The following is a 13,724-nucleotide window of genomic DNA, read 5'->3' as shown; positions in this document are numbered from 1 at the left end:
CCATGATGAGCAGCGCTCGTCTACTATAGTGGACATCATGAACGCTGCGGTGCGCTCCGGGGAAGAGGCGGCGCTCGACCGGGCGCGCGCCCGGTGGCGGGCGGCGGGCGACCGTCTCTGGTCGATCGCGGTGGTCGACGGCGAGGAGTACCGCCGGGTGGCCGAGCGCGTCGGCGGCGTCCTCGACGAGGTCCGGGCGGCGACGCCGACCCTCGAGGCCCTGGTCGCGCTCGACGCCGACCCCGGCCCGGCGCTCGCGCGGGCGGGCACGCGCGCCGTGCTCGACGCCGCCCTCGCGGTGCGCGCCGACGAGCTGGTCGCCGCCCGCGCGCGCGACCGGCGGGCCGCCGCGATCGCGGCCGCCCGCGCGGCGGGGGAGCGCTGGGTGGTCCTCGACGAGACGGCGGGCGCGACCCACCGCACGGTCGAGATGCACCTCGCCTCGGGGCTCGCCCTGGTCGCGACGGCCGACCCGTACGCGGGGGCCGAGCCCTACGCGCTGGGCGAGGTCGTGGTCGACGCCGTCACGGGCGAGGCGATCACCGGGCGGGACGGCGACGAGCGGTCGTTCGCCGACGCGGCGGCGTGGCACGACGAGCGCGCCCGCCGCCGGGAGGAGATCGACTCACGCCTTGACGGCGGCGACGCGATGCTTTCCGATAAGTGATGACCGTAGCCGAAAGTGGACGCGAGGCGGGTGGCGCATGACGGGCCTGATGGGCGAGGAGACGGTCGCGGCGCAGGGACCGGACCCCGCGGCGATCGCGTCGGTCATCGTCGCCGTCCAGAGCGCCGGGATCCGTCTCGAGACGCCCGTGGAGACCCGCACCGGCGGGGCGGGGCCCACCGACGCGGGCATGCTCTGGATCGAGGGCTTCCCGGTCACCGTGCCCACCACCCCCTCGTCGGAGTACGTCCTGCGCTCCGAGGACAACGGCGCCCAGGGCCTCTACCGCCACGGCGAGCGGCTGGCCTCGGTCACCGGCGCGCGCCGGCCCCGGTTCTACGACCGCGCGACCGCCGACGGCACGCCCTACTGGAAGATCGCTCTGCTGCACCTCGACTCGCTCGCGAGCACGGTCGTGCAGGCGTGCAACTACTGGAACACCGCCGACCAGTGCGCCTTCTGCGGGATCGGGGTCTCGCTCGACTCCGGCAGCACGGTGGCCCGCAAGACCCCCGAACAGCTCGCCGAGGTCGCGGTCGCCGCCAAGGAGCTCGACGGCGCCGTCGACGCCACGCTCACCACGGGCAGCTCGGTGGCCCCGGACCGCGGCGCCCGCTACGTGGCCCGGTGCGGGCGCGCGGTGAAGGACGCGGCCGGGCTGCCGGTCGAGATCCAGTTCGAGCCGCCGCGCGAGCTCGGGATCCTCGACGAGGTGCACGGCACGGGCGGTGCCGACGCGGTCGGCATCCACGTGGAGACCTTCGACCCCGCGGTGCTCGCGCGCGTCGCGCCCGGCAAGGCGCGCACGGGTCTCGACACCTACTACCGGACCTGGGAGCGCGCGGTCGCCCTGTGGGGCCGGGGGCGGGTGTCCACCTACGTCATCCTCGGCATGGGCGAGGACCCCGACCTCACGGTCGAGGGCTGCCGGCGCGCCGTCGACATCGGCGTCTACCCCTTCGTCGTGCCGCTGCGCCCGGTCGCGGGCAGCCTGCTCGCCGACGCCGCCCCGCCCGACGCCGCCTACACCGATCGCGTCTACCAGAAGGTCGCGGCCTACATGACCGAGCGGAACATGTCCTCGGCCGACGCCGTCGCCGGCTGCGCCCGCTGCCAGGCCTGCTCGGCGCTCAACGCGGTGCAGCCGCTGCTGCAGATCGGGCGCCGTCCGGGGTCAGCGGGGTCCGGGTCGTGACGCGCTCGGTCGCGCGGCCGGTGGTCTGCGCGGTCGCCGCGGACGCCGCCGAGCGCGCGGAGCACCACCGGGTGCGCCGCGCGGTGTTCGTCGACGAGCAGGGCATCTTCGCCGGCGACGATCTCGACTCCCACGACGCCCGCGACGACGTCCTGCACGTGGTCGCGCGCGTCGGCGACGACGTGGTCGGCACCGTGCGGCTCTTCCCGCTCGACGGGCGGACGTGGCAGGGCGACCGGCTCGCCGTCCTCGGCACCGCGCGCACCGCCGGCGCCGGCGCACCCCTGGTCCGCTTCGCCGTGGCGACCGCGGCGACGCGCGGCGGACGGCGCATGGTCGCGCACGTGCAGCCCGCCAACCAGCGCTTCTTCGAGCGCCTCGGGTGGACCGCGCACGGCACCGAGGACTACGCGGGCCGCCCGCACGTGTTCATGACGATCGAGCTAGCGGACGGTGTGCGGGACGACCAGGCGCCCGTGCTCGACGAACCGGGGACGCAGCTCGGCGGGTAGCGCCGCGGCGATACGGTCGCGCGCCGGGCCCCGCGCCGACGGGGCGCCGACCTGTGCGACGACGAGGTCCGAGCGTGTGCGCAGCGCGGCCGACGCCGCTTCCTGGGGCCGCCCGAGGTGGGTCAGGGCGAGCGCCTCGTACTTCGCCGACCGGTAGGTCCGGGCGGTCGCGAGCAGCTCCTCGGCGCGCTCGGGCTCCCAACGCGCCTGCATCTCGAGCAGGCGCATCGCCGCCCGCGGCCGGAAGGGCAGCGAGCGGCGCAGCAGCGGTGCGGCCTCCTCGACGGTCGCGCCGGCGTCGTCGTCCTTGCCGGCGAGCAGCAGGCAGTCGGCGCGCGCGAGCAGGGCGTGCAGCTCCTGCTCGAGCTCGAGCGCCCCGCCGCCGCGGTGGGCCAGGTCGACCGCGGTCTCGGCGTGCTCGCGCGCGCGCTCGAGGTCGCCGAGCTCCTGCCAGAGCCACGACGTCGTGGTCTCGATGCCCGCGCGGTAGTAGCCGACGCCGGCGTCGTCGATGAGGCGCCGGGCGCGGTCCAGGGCGCGCAGGGCCCCGGCGAAGTCGCCGGCGTCGCCGCGGGCGAGCCCGCAGAAGAACAGGCTCTGCAGCAGGCTGCGGAACTCCCCGGTCCGGCGGCACAGCCCGACCGCGCGCTCCAGCACCGCGCGGGCCTCGGCGAAGCGGTCCATGTGCTGCAGCAGCGCGCCGCGGTAGGCCATCGCCACCGCGCCCAGGGCGTCCTCGGTGCCCACGGCCAGCACCTGCTGGTAGGCGTGGGTGGCGCCGGAGTAGTCGCCGTCCCAGTGCCGCACCCGCCCGAGCAGCAGCAACGAGCTGCGCCGGGCCCCCGGGGCGGCCGCGGCGGACTCGGCGAGGTGCCCGGCCTGCTCGGCCAGCTCGACGGCGGCGAACGCGTCGCGCGCCCAGAGCGCGGTCCAGCCCAGGGCCTCCAGCGCGCGGGCCTCGAGCTCCTCGTCGCCCAGCGCGCGGGCCAGCGCGAGCGCGGCGTCGTGGTCGGCGTGCGCCCCGTCCGGGCCGTCGAAGCGCGCGAGGTCGCAGCGCGCCTGCCCGCGGCGCAGCAGCACGGTGGTGCGCAGCACGGCGTCGCCGGTGCGCTCGGCGCTCTCCAGCGCGGAGGTCAGCAGGCGCTCGGCGTCGCGGTGGGCGAACACCAGGTGGGCGGCGTCCGCGGCGGCCAGCCACGCCTGCGCGGCGGCCGCGTGGTCGCCGGCGGCCGAGTGGTGCCCGGCGGCGGCCTCGGGCCGGTCGGCGAGGAGCTCGGCGGCGCGGCGGTGGCGGCTGATGCGCACCGGGAGCTCGGCGCGGGAATAGGCGACGGTCCGGACGATGTCGTTGGCGAAGCGGTAGCGCTCGCCGTCGGAGACCAGCAGGCCCGCGCGCACGGCCCGCTCGGCGCGGCGGGCGCACTCCTCGGGCCCGACCCCGGCGAGCGCGGCGGCGTCGTCGAGCGAGAACGACGACCCGAGCACCGCGGCCTGGCCGAGCAGCAGCGCGACGTCCTCGGCCGTCGCGTCCAGCCGGCGGCGCAGCAGCGCGTAGAGGTCCTCGGGGATCACCGGACCGTCGGCCGGGGCGGGCGCGGGGTGGCGCAGCAGCTCGCCCACCAGCAGCGGCGAGCCCCCGGTCCAGGCGAAGAACGTGTCGGGGTCGTAGCCGGCGCCGGACGCGGCGAGCAGGGCGGTGACGGTGGCGCGCGGCAGCGGGCGGACGCGCAGGTGCGTGGCCACGTCGAGCAGGCTCTCGGTGCCGCTGCGCTCCTCGGCGGAGCGCTCGGTGGCGAGCACGAGGACCCGCCGGGCCGCGAGCCGTGTCGCGAGCACGTGCAGGGCCTCCACGGTCGTCTGGCTCGCGTGGTGCAGGTCCTCGACGACCAGCAGGATGGGGTGCACCTCGGCGGTGCGCCCGACGAGCTCGGCCAGCGCGAGCAGCGTGCGGCGGTGCCTGAGCTCGTCGGTGGCGGGGCGGGGGTCGGCGGTGTCCGGGGCCAGTTCGGGGGCGAGGTCGGCGAGCGCCTCGCGCTCGACGGGGTGCAGCACCCGGGAGCCGGCGGCCTGCCGGCCCACCAGCGTGCGCACCGCCTCGGCCAGCGGCTGGAGGTAGAGCGAGCGCTCGGCCTCCTGGCAGCGGACCTCGAGGACGGTGGCGCCCGCGTCACGTGCCTCGCCGGCCAGGACGCGGACGAGCGCGCTCTTGCCGATGCCGGCCTCGCCGGTGACCAGCACGAGCCCGCCGTGGCCGCGGGTCGCGGCCGACCAGGCGCGGCGCAGCTGGGCGAGCTCGCGGTCGCGCCCGCGGACCGCGACCGGCGCGGCGGCCGGGGTCCGGTCGTCGGGGAGCAGGAGCGAGCGGTAGATCTCCTGCGTGGCCGGCGACGGATCCGCGCCCAGCTCCTCGGACAGCGCCCGGCGCAGCTGCTCGTAGGCGGCGAGCGCGGCGCCGTCGGCGCCCTGGCGGATGTAGGCGCGCATGAGGGCGCGGGCGGCCGGCTCGTCGAGGGCGTCGGCGGCCAGCGCGCGGGAGGCGAGGTCGATCGCCGTCCGGTCCTCGCCGAGCGCCAGCGCCGCGGTCCAGTGGCAGGACCGCGCCCGCGACAGCGTCGTCGCGACCAGGCGCCGCACCTCCTGGGCCCACGGGGCGTCGGGCTCGCCGACCAGGGCCGTGCCCCGCCCGAGCAGCTCCTCGGCGCTCTGGGCGCCGGAGAGCGCGCGCAGCATGAGGCCCCGGTCGAGGTCGCGTTCGGCCTCCTCGGCGAGCGCGAGACCCTCGTAGACGTCGACGGTCGTGGTGGCGTCGCGGACGAGGCGGTAGCCGGTGGGGTCACCCTCGACACGGTCCCGGCCGATGCTGCGGCGCAGCCGGCTGACCAGCGCGGCGAGGTTGCGCCCCGGCCGGCCTGCCTGGCCGGGCGCGGCGTCGGGCCAGAGCGCGCCGATGATCGTGTCGGTCGGCACGAAGCGGCCCTGGTGCGCGGCGAGCACGGCGAGCAGCCGCTGGGCACGGCCGTTCGGGACGGTCACGGACGCGTGACCGTCGAACCCTTCGAGGGCGAACCGGCCGACGAGCCGGATCCGCAGACCGCCCGCTGTCATCGGCCTCATCGTACGTCCGCCTGGGTGGTCGCGGTCACACGCGCGGCGGTCGGCTCATCCCTCGACGGGCGGATCGAGGGTGGCGAGCCAGCGCACCCGGTCCTCCAACCAGCAGCGGGCCGCCTCCTCCGAGCCGGTGCGTTCCACGACGAGCAGATGGGCGAGCCGGCTCAGCCCGCCGACGAACCCGACGAGGACGTGCGGGTCCTGCAGCGCCCGGGCGAAGGTGTCGTCCATCGCCGTGCGGTCCTGCCGGGCGGTGGCCAGCACGTAGGCCGTGGCGAGACGGTAGGCCTCCCAGTCGTCCACCGCGCCTCCGAACGACCGCTATCGTCGATGAATGCCTACGATAGTGGACGGGCGTGGTGGTGTCAGCTCGTCGGGTTGGGCGGGCGGAGATCGGTGACCCCCTGTCCGTGGCGGAGGAGCGCGGGGACGTGGTGGAGCAGGGCGCCGACGACGGGCTGTTCGGGCCGACGTCGGTGACGTGGCGGGTCCAGCTGGAACCCGTGCTGTGGGTCGCGGGCATGCGGGCGCTGCTGCTGCAGTCGCTGCACCCGCAGGTGATGCGCGCGACCTACCAGAACTCGGCGCTGTTCGACCCGAAGAAGGCCTGGCCCCGGTTCCAGCGCACGGTCGGCTTCGTCGGCACCCGCACCTTCGGCACGCGCGCGGACGTCGCGACGGCCGCGAGCCGGGTGCGGCGGCTGCACGCGGGGCTGCGCGGCACCGACGCCGACGGCACGGCGATCGCCCTCGACGACCCGGAGAACCTGCTCTGGGTGCACAACGCCGAGATCGACTCCTACGTCGACGTGGCCCGCCGCGCCGGCGTCGTCGACGACGCCGAGGCCGACGCCTACGTGGCCGAGAGCGTGCGCGCGGCCGAGGTGGTGGGCCTCGATCCCGCAATCGTGCCGGCGTCCCGCGCCGAGCTCGCCACCTACTTCGACCGCGTGCGCCCCCGCCTGCGGCTCACCGACGAGGCCCGCCGCGGCGTCGGGGGCCTGCTCACCCCGCAGCCGAGCGCGCCGACCGGGATCGCGCTGACCCTGTCGTCGGTCGCCGCGATCTCGTTCTCCACCCTGCCCCGCTGGGCGCGGCGGATGTACGGGCTGCCGGGCCTGCCGACCACCGACCTCGGCGTCACCGTCGCCCTCAAGGCGCTCTACACCGCGACCACGGTGCTGCCCGACATCCCCGCGCCGCCCGAGATCGCCCGCGCCCGCCGCCTCGTCCGCGAGGCCCGCGCCGCGGGGTGACGTGGTCGCCTCTGGTGTCGGCCCGGGCGGCCATGCTGACATGCACCGTCAGCGGATCCCCGCGATCACCGGAGCGAGGAGGCACGCGTGGCCGTGACCGAGGCCTACATCGTCGACGCCGTCCGCACGCCCGTCGGCACCCGCAAGGGGGTGCTGGCCGACGTGCACCCCGCCGACCTCGGGGCGCACGCGCTCACCGCTCTCGTCGAGCGCACCGGCATCGACCCGGGCGCCGTCGAGGACGTCCTCATGGGCTGCGTGAGCCAGCTGGGCCCGCAGGCGGGAGTCATCGGACGCACGGCGTGGCTCTCGGCCGGCTACCCCGAGCACGTCCCCGGCACGACGATCAACCGGGCCTGCGGGTCGTCGCAGCAGGCCCTGCACTTCGCCGCGCAGGCCGTGCTCTCGGGCACCCAGGACATGGTCATCGCCGCCGGCGTCGAGAACATGGCGATGGTCCCCATCGACGCCAACGCCGCCGTGCTCGAGCGCATGGGCACCCGCCGCGAGGGCCCGGGCTGGATCGAGCGCTACGGCGAGCAGGAGATCAGCCAGTTCCGCGGCGCGCAGCTCATCGCCGAGAAGTGGGACCTGCGCCGCCCGCAGCTCGAGGAGTTCGCGGTCGAGAGTCACCGTCGCGCGGCGCGGGCGACCGACGAGGGCCGCTTCACGAGTCAGCTCGCCCCGCTGAACGGCCTCGACCGCGACGAGGGCATCCGGCCCGACGCGAACGTCGAGAGGATGTCGACGCTGCCCCCGCTGCGTGAGGGCTACGAGATCACCGCCGCGGTCTCGAGCCAGGTCTCGGTCGGCGCGGCGGCGCTGCTCGTCGTCTCCGAGGACGCGCTGCGCACCCACGGGCTGACGCCGATCGCGAAGGTCACGACGCTGTCGGTGGTGGGGGAGGACCCGGTGCTCATGCTCACCGGCCCGATCCCCGCCACGCGCGACGTCCTGCGCCGCGCGGGGCACACCATCGACGACATCGACCTCTTCGAGTGCAACGAGGCCTTCGCCCCCGTCGTGCTCGCCTGGGCGCTCGAGACGGGCGCGGCGCTGGAGCGCACCAACGTCAACGGCGGGGCCATCGCCATGGGCCACCCGCTGGGCGCCACCGGCGCGATCCTCGCGACCAAGCTGATCCACGAGCTGGTGCGCACCGGCGGCACCCGCGGCCTGCAGACGATGTGCGAGGGCGGCGGCCAGTCCAACGCGACGATCATCGAGCGGGTCTGACACCGTCGCCCCATGGAGCTGACTGATCGCGTCGCCGTCGTCACCGGGGCCGGCGGCGGCATCGGGCGGGCGCTGGTGGCCGCGCTGCGGGAGGCAGGCGCCCGGGTCGCGGCCACCGACCGGGACGGGGCGCTCGACGGCATTCGCGACGGGACGGACGCGGACCTCGTCCGCCCCCTCGACGTCACCGACGCCGACGCCACCGCCGCGCTGCTCGCCGAGGTCGAGGGCGCCCTGGGCCCCGTCGACCTGTTCTTCGCCAACGCCGGCGTCGCGGCGGGGACCGACCCCGTCGAGACCCCCGACGACGTGTGGGACACCGTCCTCGACGTCAACCTCCGCGCCCACATCACCGCCGCCCGCCTCCTGCTGCCCGGCTGGCTGGAGCGCGGCGCGGGCTACTTCGTGGCGACGGCCTCGGCAGCGGGGCTGCTGACCCAGATCGGGTCGGCGCCGTACGCGGTCAGCAAGCACGCGGCGGTGGCGTTCGCCGAGTGGCTCTCGGTGACCTACGGGGCCCGCGGGATCCGGGCCAGCGCGGTGTGCCCGATGGGCGTCGCGACCCCCATGCTCGAGGTCGACCCGGGCGGCATGGGCTCACGTGCCACCGGTGCCGTGCGGGCGGCGGGCGAGGTGCTCACCCCCGGGGCGGTGGCGGGCGCGGTCCTCGAGGGCGTGCGGCACGAGGAGTTCCTCATCCTGCCGCACCCCGAGGTGCTGACGTTCTTCCGTCGCAAGGGCGACGACTACGAGCGCTGGCTCGCCGGGATGCGCCGGTTGCAGGACTCCCTGGGCTGAGTCACGGGGCCGACCAGCGCCGGCGCAGCGAGTCCGCCTCGGTGCGCAGGTAGCTCCTGGTCAGCCCGGTGGTCAGCGCGCCGAACACCGCCGAGAGGCCGCGCTGGTCGAGCCCGAGCGCGATCCGCGTGGCGCCGTCGGGCAGCACCGTGAGCTCGTGGGTGGCCCGCGTTCGCCCGGCCGACGGGCCGCTGACCCACGAGAACGCCTCGCCCGGGCGCACCTCGTCGACGGTCCACACGAGCACGGGCAGGCGGGGCTGGGCGATCCGGACGCGCGCGCCCGGGACGAGCTCCGCGCCGTCGAGGATCTTCACCCGGCGCATCGTGGGCGTCCATTCGGGCCAGCGTTCGACGTCGATCAGCACCGCCCAGACCTCGTCGGCGGGCGCGGGGATGTCGGCGGTGCTGTCGTGGCGCACGGTGACGACGCTAGCGGGCCCGGGACACCGTGTCGGTGGTTCCGCAGCGGCCGATGTGGGGCGACGATGCCGCGCCATGACCGACACCTTGGCGCTGGCCCGCGAGGAGCGCGCCGAGCTCGCCGACTTCCTCGCCACCCTCACCCCGGAGCAGTGGGACGCCCCGACGCTGTGCACCGGGTGGAACGTCCGCGACCTCGTCGCGCACATCATCAGCTACGACGTGCAGGGCATGAGCGGGTTCGTGCGCACGCTGGTGATGTCGGGCATGTCGCCGGACCGGGCCAACCAGAAGGCGGTCGACGCCCTGCACGACCTCGACCCGTGGGGGCTGGTCGACCTCGTGCGCCGCTACCGGACGCCGGAGGGCCTCACCGCCCGGTTCGGGTACCGGATCGCGCTGACCGACGGCACGATCCACCACCAGGACATCCGCCGCCCGCTGGGCCTGCCGCGCACGATCCCGCCCGAGCGGCTGCGGGCGGTCCTGGCCTTCGCGGTGGTCGCCCCGCCGATCCACGCGGCGCCCCGCATCCGCGGCCTGCGCCTCGTGGCCACCGACGTGGACTGGACCTGGGGGCGGGGACCCGAGGTGACCGGGCCCGGCGAGGCCGTGCTCATGGCCGCGGCCGGACGCTCCGACGCCCTCGACGAGCTCGGCGGGCCGGGGGTCGCCACCCTCACGTCCCGCGTGATCAGGCGAGCCTAGGCTCGTCCCCGTGGACGTCCGCTTCTGGTTCGACCCGATCTGCCCGTTCTGCTGGATGACGAGCAAGTGGTTGCGGGTGGTCGCCCGGCAACGGGACCTCGCGATCGAGTGGCGGTTCATCTCGCTGCGGCTCGTCAACGCCGGCGTCGACTACGCCGCGCAGTTCCCGCCCGAGTACGAGGCGGGCCACACGGCAGGCCTGCGGGGGCTGCGGGTCGCGGCGCGCACGCGCAAGGAGCACGGGACCGAGGCGCTCGACCGCCTGCAGGAGGCGTTCGGGAACCACGTGTTCGAGCAGGAGTGGGTGCCCGACACCGCCGCGGCGCGCGAGACCCAGGGCTCGGAGGCGTTCCTGGCGAGCGTGCTGACCTCGGCGGACCTGCCGACCACGCTCGTCGAGGCGGCGACGGACACTGCCTGGGACGAGGTGGTCCAGGCCGAGACCGACGAGGCCCTGGCCCTGACGGGGCGCGACGTCGGCACGCCCATCATCCAGGTCGACCCGCCCGACGGGCTCGCGTTCTTCGGCCCGGTGATCAGCCGGATGCCCACCGAGGAGCAGGCCGGCGAGCTGTGGGACCACGCCGTCGGGCTGGCGCGGTTCCCGGGCTTCGCCGAGCTCAAGCGCAGCCTGCGCGAGCAGCCGCAGCTGCCGTCGTTCGGCGTCTCGACCGACCAGGTCGGCATCACCGAGGACTGGCACGGCGGGAGCCGGCGCCAGCACCGGTGACGGCTCAGAACACCGACAGCTGGTAGTCGCCGCGGCCCTCGTCCCACTCCATGGTCACCAGGTCGCGGGCCCGGGCGGCGCGGGCGAAGGACAGGAAGCCGTTGAAGCCGTAGCGCTTCTCCGAGAAGCCGGGATCGCGCTTGCGCATCTGGTCCTTGAGCCCGGAGAGCTGCGGCGGGCCGCCGGCGGCCTCCTCCAGGTCGCGGACGGTGGTGGCGAACAGGGCGAACGCCTCGTCCTCGGCCGAGGTGTCCTCCGGGAACGCCACCTCCGGGTCGCCGGCCGCGGTGCCCGGCGCCAGGGCCAGCACCCCGCGGCTCTCGAGGTGGCGCAGGAGCTCGCCGAAGCCGCGGAACCCCTGGTCGCCCTCGTCGAAGGTCGGGTCCTTGCGCAGGATCGCGCGCTTGAGGGTCGACGCGCGGACGGGACCGTCGGTGGCCCGGGCGAGTCCGGCGAGCGTGCTGGTGACGACCGTGGCGAGGTCGGGGTCGGGACCGCCGGCCGTGTCGGTGTCGTCGGGTGCCGGGTCCGGCTCCACGGGGGCGACCGGCGCAGCGGGCTCGGCGGGCGCGACCGGCTCCGGGGCGGCCGCCGGGGACGTCGGCCGCCGCCGCGACGGTCGGGCGGGAACGGGTCGCCCCTCGACGCCGGGGAGGCGGTCGTAGAACAGGAACTCGTCGCACGCGGCGGGCAGCAGCTTCGAGGTCGAGGACTGCACGCCGATGCCGATGACGCGCTTGTCCATCTCGCGCAGCTTGTGCATCAGCGGGGTGAAGTCGGAGTCGCCGGTGCCGATCGCGAACGTCGTAACGAACCCGCGCTCGTAGGCGAGCTCGATCGCGTCGACGGCCATCTTGATGTCGGCGGCGTTCTTGCGGGACCCGCCGATCCGCTGCGGGATCTCGATGAGCTCGACCTGGGCGCGGGCGAGCAGGCGGCGGTCCTCGTCGAACGCCGACCAGTCGCCGTACGCCCGCCGCGTCACCACCCGGCCCCGCTCGGCCAGCGCGTCGGCGACCGGCCCGAAGTCGAACGGGCTCACACCGAGGCCGTCGCGTGCCCCGATCGCGAGGTTCTCGTAGTCGAGGAACAGGGCGATGCGTTCGTCCTCCGGAGCCACCGGGGCAGCGTAGGCCCTCCCCGACACGGCGCCGCGCGCTGCGCCGACCGGCCCACCAGGGATGACGATTCCGTTGCAGACCTTGCGTGCTCGGATAGTACGTGCTCGGATTTAGGTCGGAGGTGGTCGACCGATGGACCAGAACCTGTTCAACGACATCTGCTTGCAGCAGCTGAAGCTCTCCGGGGTGCACGAGGGCGAGACCGTCGCCGTGCTGACCCGGGGCGCGGACCGCGGGGAGTACGCCGACGCGTTCCTCTGGGCCGCCCAGCAGCTCGGCGCGGCGACCTTCCACCTGCGCCTCCCGCCGCCGGCGAGCGCGTCGGGCGCGTGGGCGGTGGGCGACTCCGGTCTCGGGGACATCCCGCTGGCCGTGGAGGCGCTCAAGTCGGTCGACATGCTCGTCGACTGCACCTTCCTGCTCTTCTCCCCGGAGCAGTTCGCGATCCAGGACGCCGGCACCCGCATCCTCACCGCGGTCGAGCCGCCGGAGCTGCTGGCCCGGCTGATGCCGACCACGGAGCTGCGCGAGCGCGTCGAGTACGGCGCCGACCTGCTGGCCAAGGCCCAGACCATGCGCATCACCAGCCCCGCGGGCACCGACGTCACCTACCGGCTCGGCGTCTACCCCACGATGAGCGAGTACGGCTACACCGACACCCCCGGCCGCTGGGACCACTGGCCCGCCGCGTTCGTGTTCACCGGCGGCGCCGACGACGGCGTCGACGGGCAGATCGTGCTCTCGCCGGGCGACGTGCTGCTGCCGTTCAACACCTACGTGCAGACCCCGGTCACCCTGACGATCGAGCAGGGCTTCATCCGCGACATCCGCGGCGCATCCGGGCAGTCGAGCCTCGACGCGGAGCTGCTCGCGTCCTACATCAAGAGCTTCGACGACCCGCGCGGCTACGGCATGTCCCACGTCGGCTGGGGTCTCGACGAGCGCGCGCACTGGCACGGCCTGACCCAGTTCCCGGGCGGCATGGGCATGGAGCTGCGCAGCTTCTACGGCAACGTGATGTTCTCGATCGGCCCGAACAACGAGCTGGGCGGCCCGAACGACACGCCGTGCCACTTCGACATCCCGATGCGCGGCAACTCGCTCTACCTCGACGACGAGCTCGTGGTGGACGCCGGCGAGCTGACGATCCCCGAGATGCGTCCTACCGTGAAGCGATGAGGGACCACCACATCGGGATGATCGTCCCGAGCTCCAACCTCACGATGGAGACCGAGCTGCCGCGGATGCTCGCCGCGCGCGAACAGGTGCTCCCCGAGGACCGGTTCGTCTTCCACGCCGCCCGCGCCCGCATGCAGCACGTGACTCCCGAGCAGCTCGCGGCCATGAACGAGCAGGCGGCCCGCGCGGCCACCGAGCTCGCCGACGCCCGCCCCGACGTCGTCGCCACCGCCTGCCTGGTGGCGATCATGGCCCAGGGCCCCGGGTTCCACTGCACCGCCGAGGACGACATCACCGCGGCCCTGCGGGCGGAGGGTGCCTCCGCCCCCGTCGTCTCGAGCGCGGGCGCCCTGCTGTCGGGCATCGCGGCCCTCGGGGCGGAGCGGGTGGCGATCGTGACGCCGTACATGAAGCCGCTGACCCAGGCCGTCGTCGACTACCTCACCGATGCCGGGGTGGAGGTCGTCGACTCCCTGTCGCTCGAGGTGCCCGACAACCTCGCGGTCGCGCGGCTCGACCCCGCCGACCTGCGGGAGCACCACCGGAAGCTCGACATCAGCGGCGCCGACGCGCTGGTGCTCTCGGCGTGCGTGCAGATGCCCTCGCTGCCCTCGATCGAGGCGGTGCAGGACGAGGTCGGGATCCCGGTGCTCTCGGCGGCGACGGCGACGACGTTCCGCATCCTGTCCTCGCTGGGCCTCGAGACCCGCGTGCCGGACGCCGGCGCGCTGCTCGACGGCACCCGCGCCGACCCCGGCGCCGTCACCCGCGCGGCCTGAGTCGTCCCGT

At 75.3% G+C, this 13,724-nt stretch carries 14 protein-coding genes; 10 read left to right on the top strand and 4 right to left on the bottom strand.

The genetic code is table 11. From position 1 onward, the window contains the following. Window positions 1-37 precede the first annotated feature (37 nt). Genes PHK61_RS07600 through PHK61_RS07590 form a run of 3 tightly spaced genes read left to right on the top strand, consistent with a single transcriptional unit; the run spans window position 38 to window position 2,374 of the window. Complete coding sequence (locus PHK61_RS07600) at window positions 38-667, top strand: hypothetical protein (RefSeq protein ID WP_274280370.1); 630 nt, start codon at window positions 38-40, stop codon at window positions 665-667. 37 nt (window positions 668-704) lie between these two features. After that, the gene (locus PHK61_RS07595) at window positions 705-1,862 is read left to right on the top strand and encodes an MSMEG_0568 family radical SAM protein (RefSeq protein WP_274280369.1); all 1,158 of its coding nucleotides are present in this window, start codon (window positions 705-707) and stop codon (window positions 1,860-1,862) included. Further along, a complete protein-coding gene (locus tag PHK61_RS07590) occupies window positions 1,859-2,374 on the top strand; it encodes an MSMEG_0567/Sll0786 family nitrogen starvation N-acetyltransferase (RefSeq protein ID WP_274280368.1) in 516 nt (171 codons plus the stop codon). The genes PHK61_RS07595 and PHK61_RS07590 overlap by 4 nt, the downstream gene beginning before the upstream one ends. Here the strand turns inward: PHK61_RS07590 and PHK61_RS07585 are convergent. Both PHK61_RS07585 and PHK61_RS07580 read right to left on the bottom strand, forming a co-directional pair. Then, entirely contained in the window at window positions 2,306-5,479 is a 3,174-nt protein-coding gene (locus tag PHK61_RS07585; RefSeq protein ID WP_274280367.1) for an ATP-binding protein, read from the bottom strand. The two genes, PHK61_RS07590 and PHK61_RS07585, sit on opposite strands and share 69 nt — an antisense overlap. 54 nt (window positions 5,480-5,533) lie before the next feature. After that, window positions 5,534-5,788, bottom strand: a complete 255-nt coding sequence (locus PHK61_RS07580; RefSeq protein WP_274280366.1) for a hypothetical protein — start codon at window positions 5,786-5,788, stop codon at window positions 5,534-5,536. 107 nt (window positions 5,789-5,895) lie between these two features. Here PHK61_RS07580 and PHK61_RS07575 point away from each other — a divergent pair, with 107 nt between their 5' ends. The 3 genes from PHK61_RS07575 to PHK61_RS07565 all read left to right on the top strand — a co-directional run bounded on the left by PHK61_RS07575 (window position 5,896) and on the right by PHK61_RS07565 (window position 8,775). After that, window positions 5,896-6,741 (top strand): oxygenase MpaB family protein, encoded by an 846-nt coding sequence (locus tag PHK61_RS07575; protein WP_274280365.1) that lies wholly within the window; start codon window positions 5,896-5,898, stop codon window positions 6,739-6,741. 93 nt (window positions 6,742-6,834) lie between these two features. Then, entirely contained in the window at window positions 6,835-7,977 is a 1,143-nt protein-coding gene (locus PHK61_RS07570; protein WP_274280525.1) for an acetyl-CoA C-acyltransferase, read from the top strand. 12 nt (window positions 7,978-7,989) lie between these two features. Next, a complete protein-coding gene (locus PHK61_RS07565) occupies window positions 7,990-8,775 on the top strand; it encodes an SDR family oxidoreductase (RefSeq protein WP_274280364.1) in 786 nt (261 codons plus the stop codon). Window position 8,776: 1 nt separating this feature from the next. Here PHK61_RS07565 and PHK61_RS07560 read toward each other — a convergent pair whose 3' ends face one another. Next, window positions 8,777-9,196 (bottom strand): SRPBCC family protein, encoded by a 420-nt coding sequence (locus tag PHK61_RS07560; RefSeq protein WP_274280363.1) that lies wholly within the window; start codon window positions 9,194-9,196, stop codon window positions 8,777-8,779. A gap of 76 nt (window positions 9,197-9,272) precedes the next feature. Between PHK61_RS07560 and PHK61_RS07555 the strand changes: the two genes are divergently transcribed. Further along, window positions 9,273-9,905: a maleylpyruvate isomerase family mycothiol-dependent enzyme gene (locus tag PHK61_RS07555; protein WP_274280362.1), complete on the top strand. Its 633-nt coding sequence runs from the start codon at window positions 9,273-9,275 to the stop codon at window positions 9,903-9,905. Window positions 9,906-9,915: 10 nt separating this feature from the next. Continuing rightward, complete coding sequence (locus PHK61_RS07550) at window positions 9,916-10,635, top strand: mycothiol-dependent nitroreductase Rv2466c family protein (RefSeq protein ID WP_274280361.1); 720 nt, start codon at window positions 9,916-9,918, stop codon at window positions 10,633-10,635. A 4-nt stretch (window positions 10,636-10,639) separates the two neighbouring features. Here PHK61_RS07550 and PHK61_RS07545 read toward each other — a convergent pair whose 3' ends face one another. Then, a complete protein-coding gene (locus tag PHK61_RS07545) occupies window positions 10,640-11,755 on the bottom strand; it encodes an NYN domain-containing protein (RefSeq protein WP_274280360.1) in 1,116 nt (371 codons plus the stop codon). 133 nt (window positions 11,756-11,888) lie between these two features. Here PHK61_RS07545 and PHK61_RS07540 point away from each other — a divergent pair, with 133 nt between their 5' ends. Together PHK61_RS07540 and PHK61_RS07535 are read left to right on the top strand one after the other, a co-directional pair. Then, complete coding sequence (locus tag PHK61_RS07540) at window positions 11,889-12,935, top strand: 2,5-dihydroxypyridine 5,6-dioxygenase NicX family protein (RefSeq protein WP_274280359.1); 1,047 nt, start codon at window positions 11,889-11,891, stop codon at window positions 12,933-12,935. Beyond that, entirely contained in the window at window positions 12,932-13,714 is a 783-nt protein-coding gene (locus tag PHK61_RS07535) for a maleate cis-trans isomerase family protein (RefSeq protein WP_274280358.1), read from the top strand. The genes PHK61_RS07540 and PHK61_RS07535 overlap by 4 nt, the downstream gene beginning before the upstream one ends. Window positions 13,715-13,724: the final 10 nt, after the last annotated feature.

This window comes from Actinomycetospora lutea, from assembly GCF_028737205.1.
GTDB classification, from domain to species: Bacteria; Actinomycetota; Actinomycetes; order Mycobacteriales; family Pseudonocardiaceae; genus Actinomycetospora; species Actinomycetospora lutea.
Note: the sequence above shows the minus strand (reverse complement) of the source record. Positions and strands in the feature narration are given on the sequence as shown.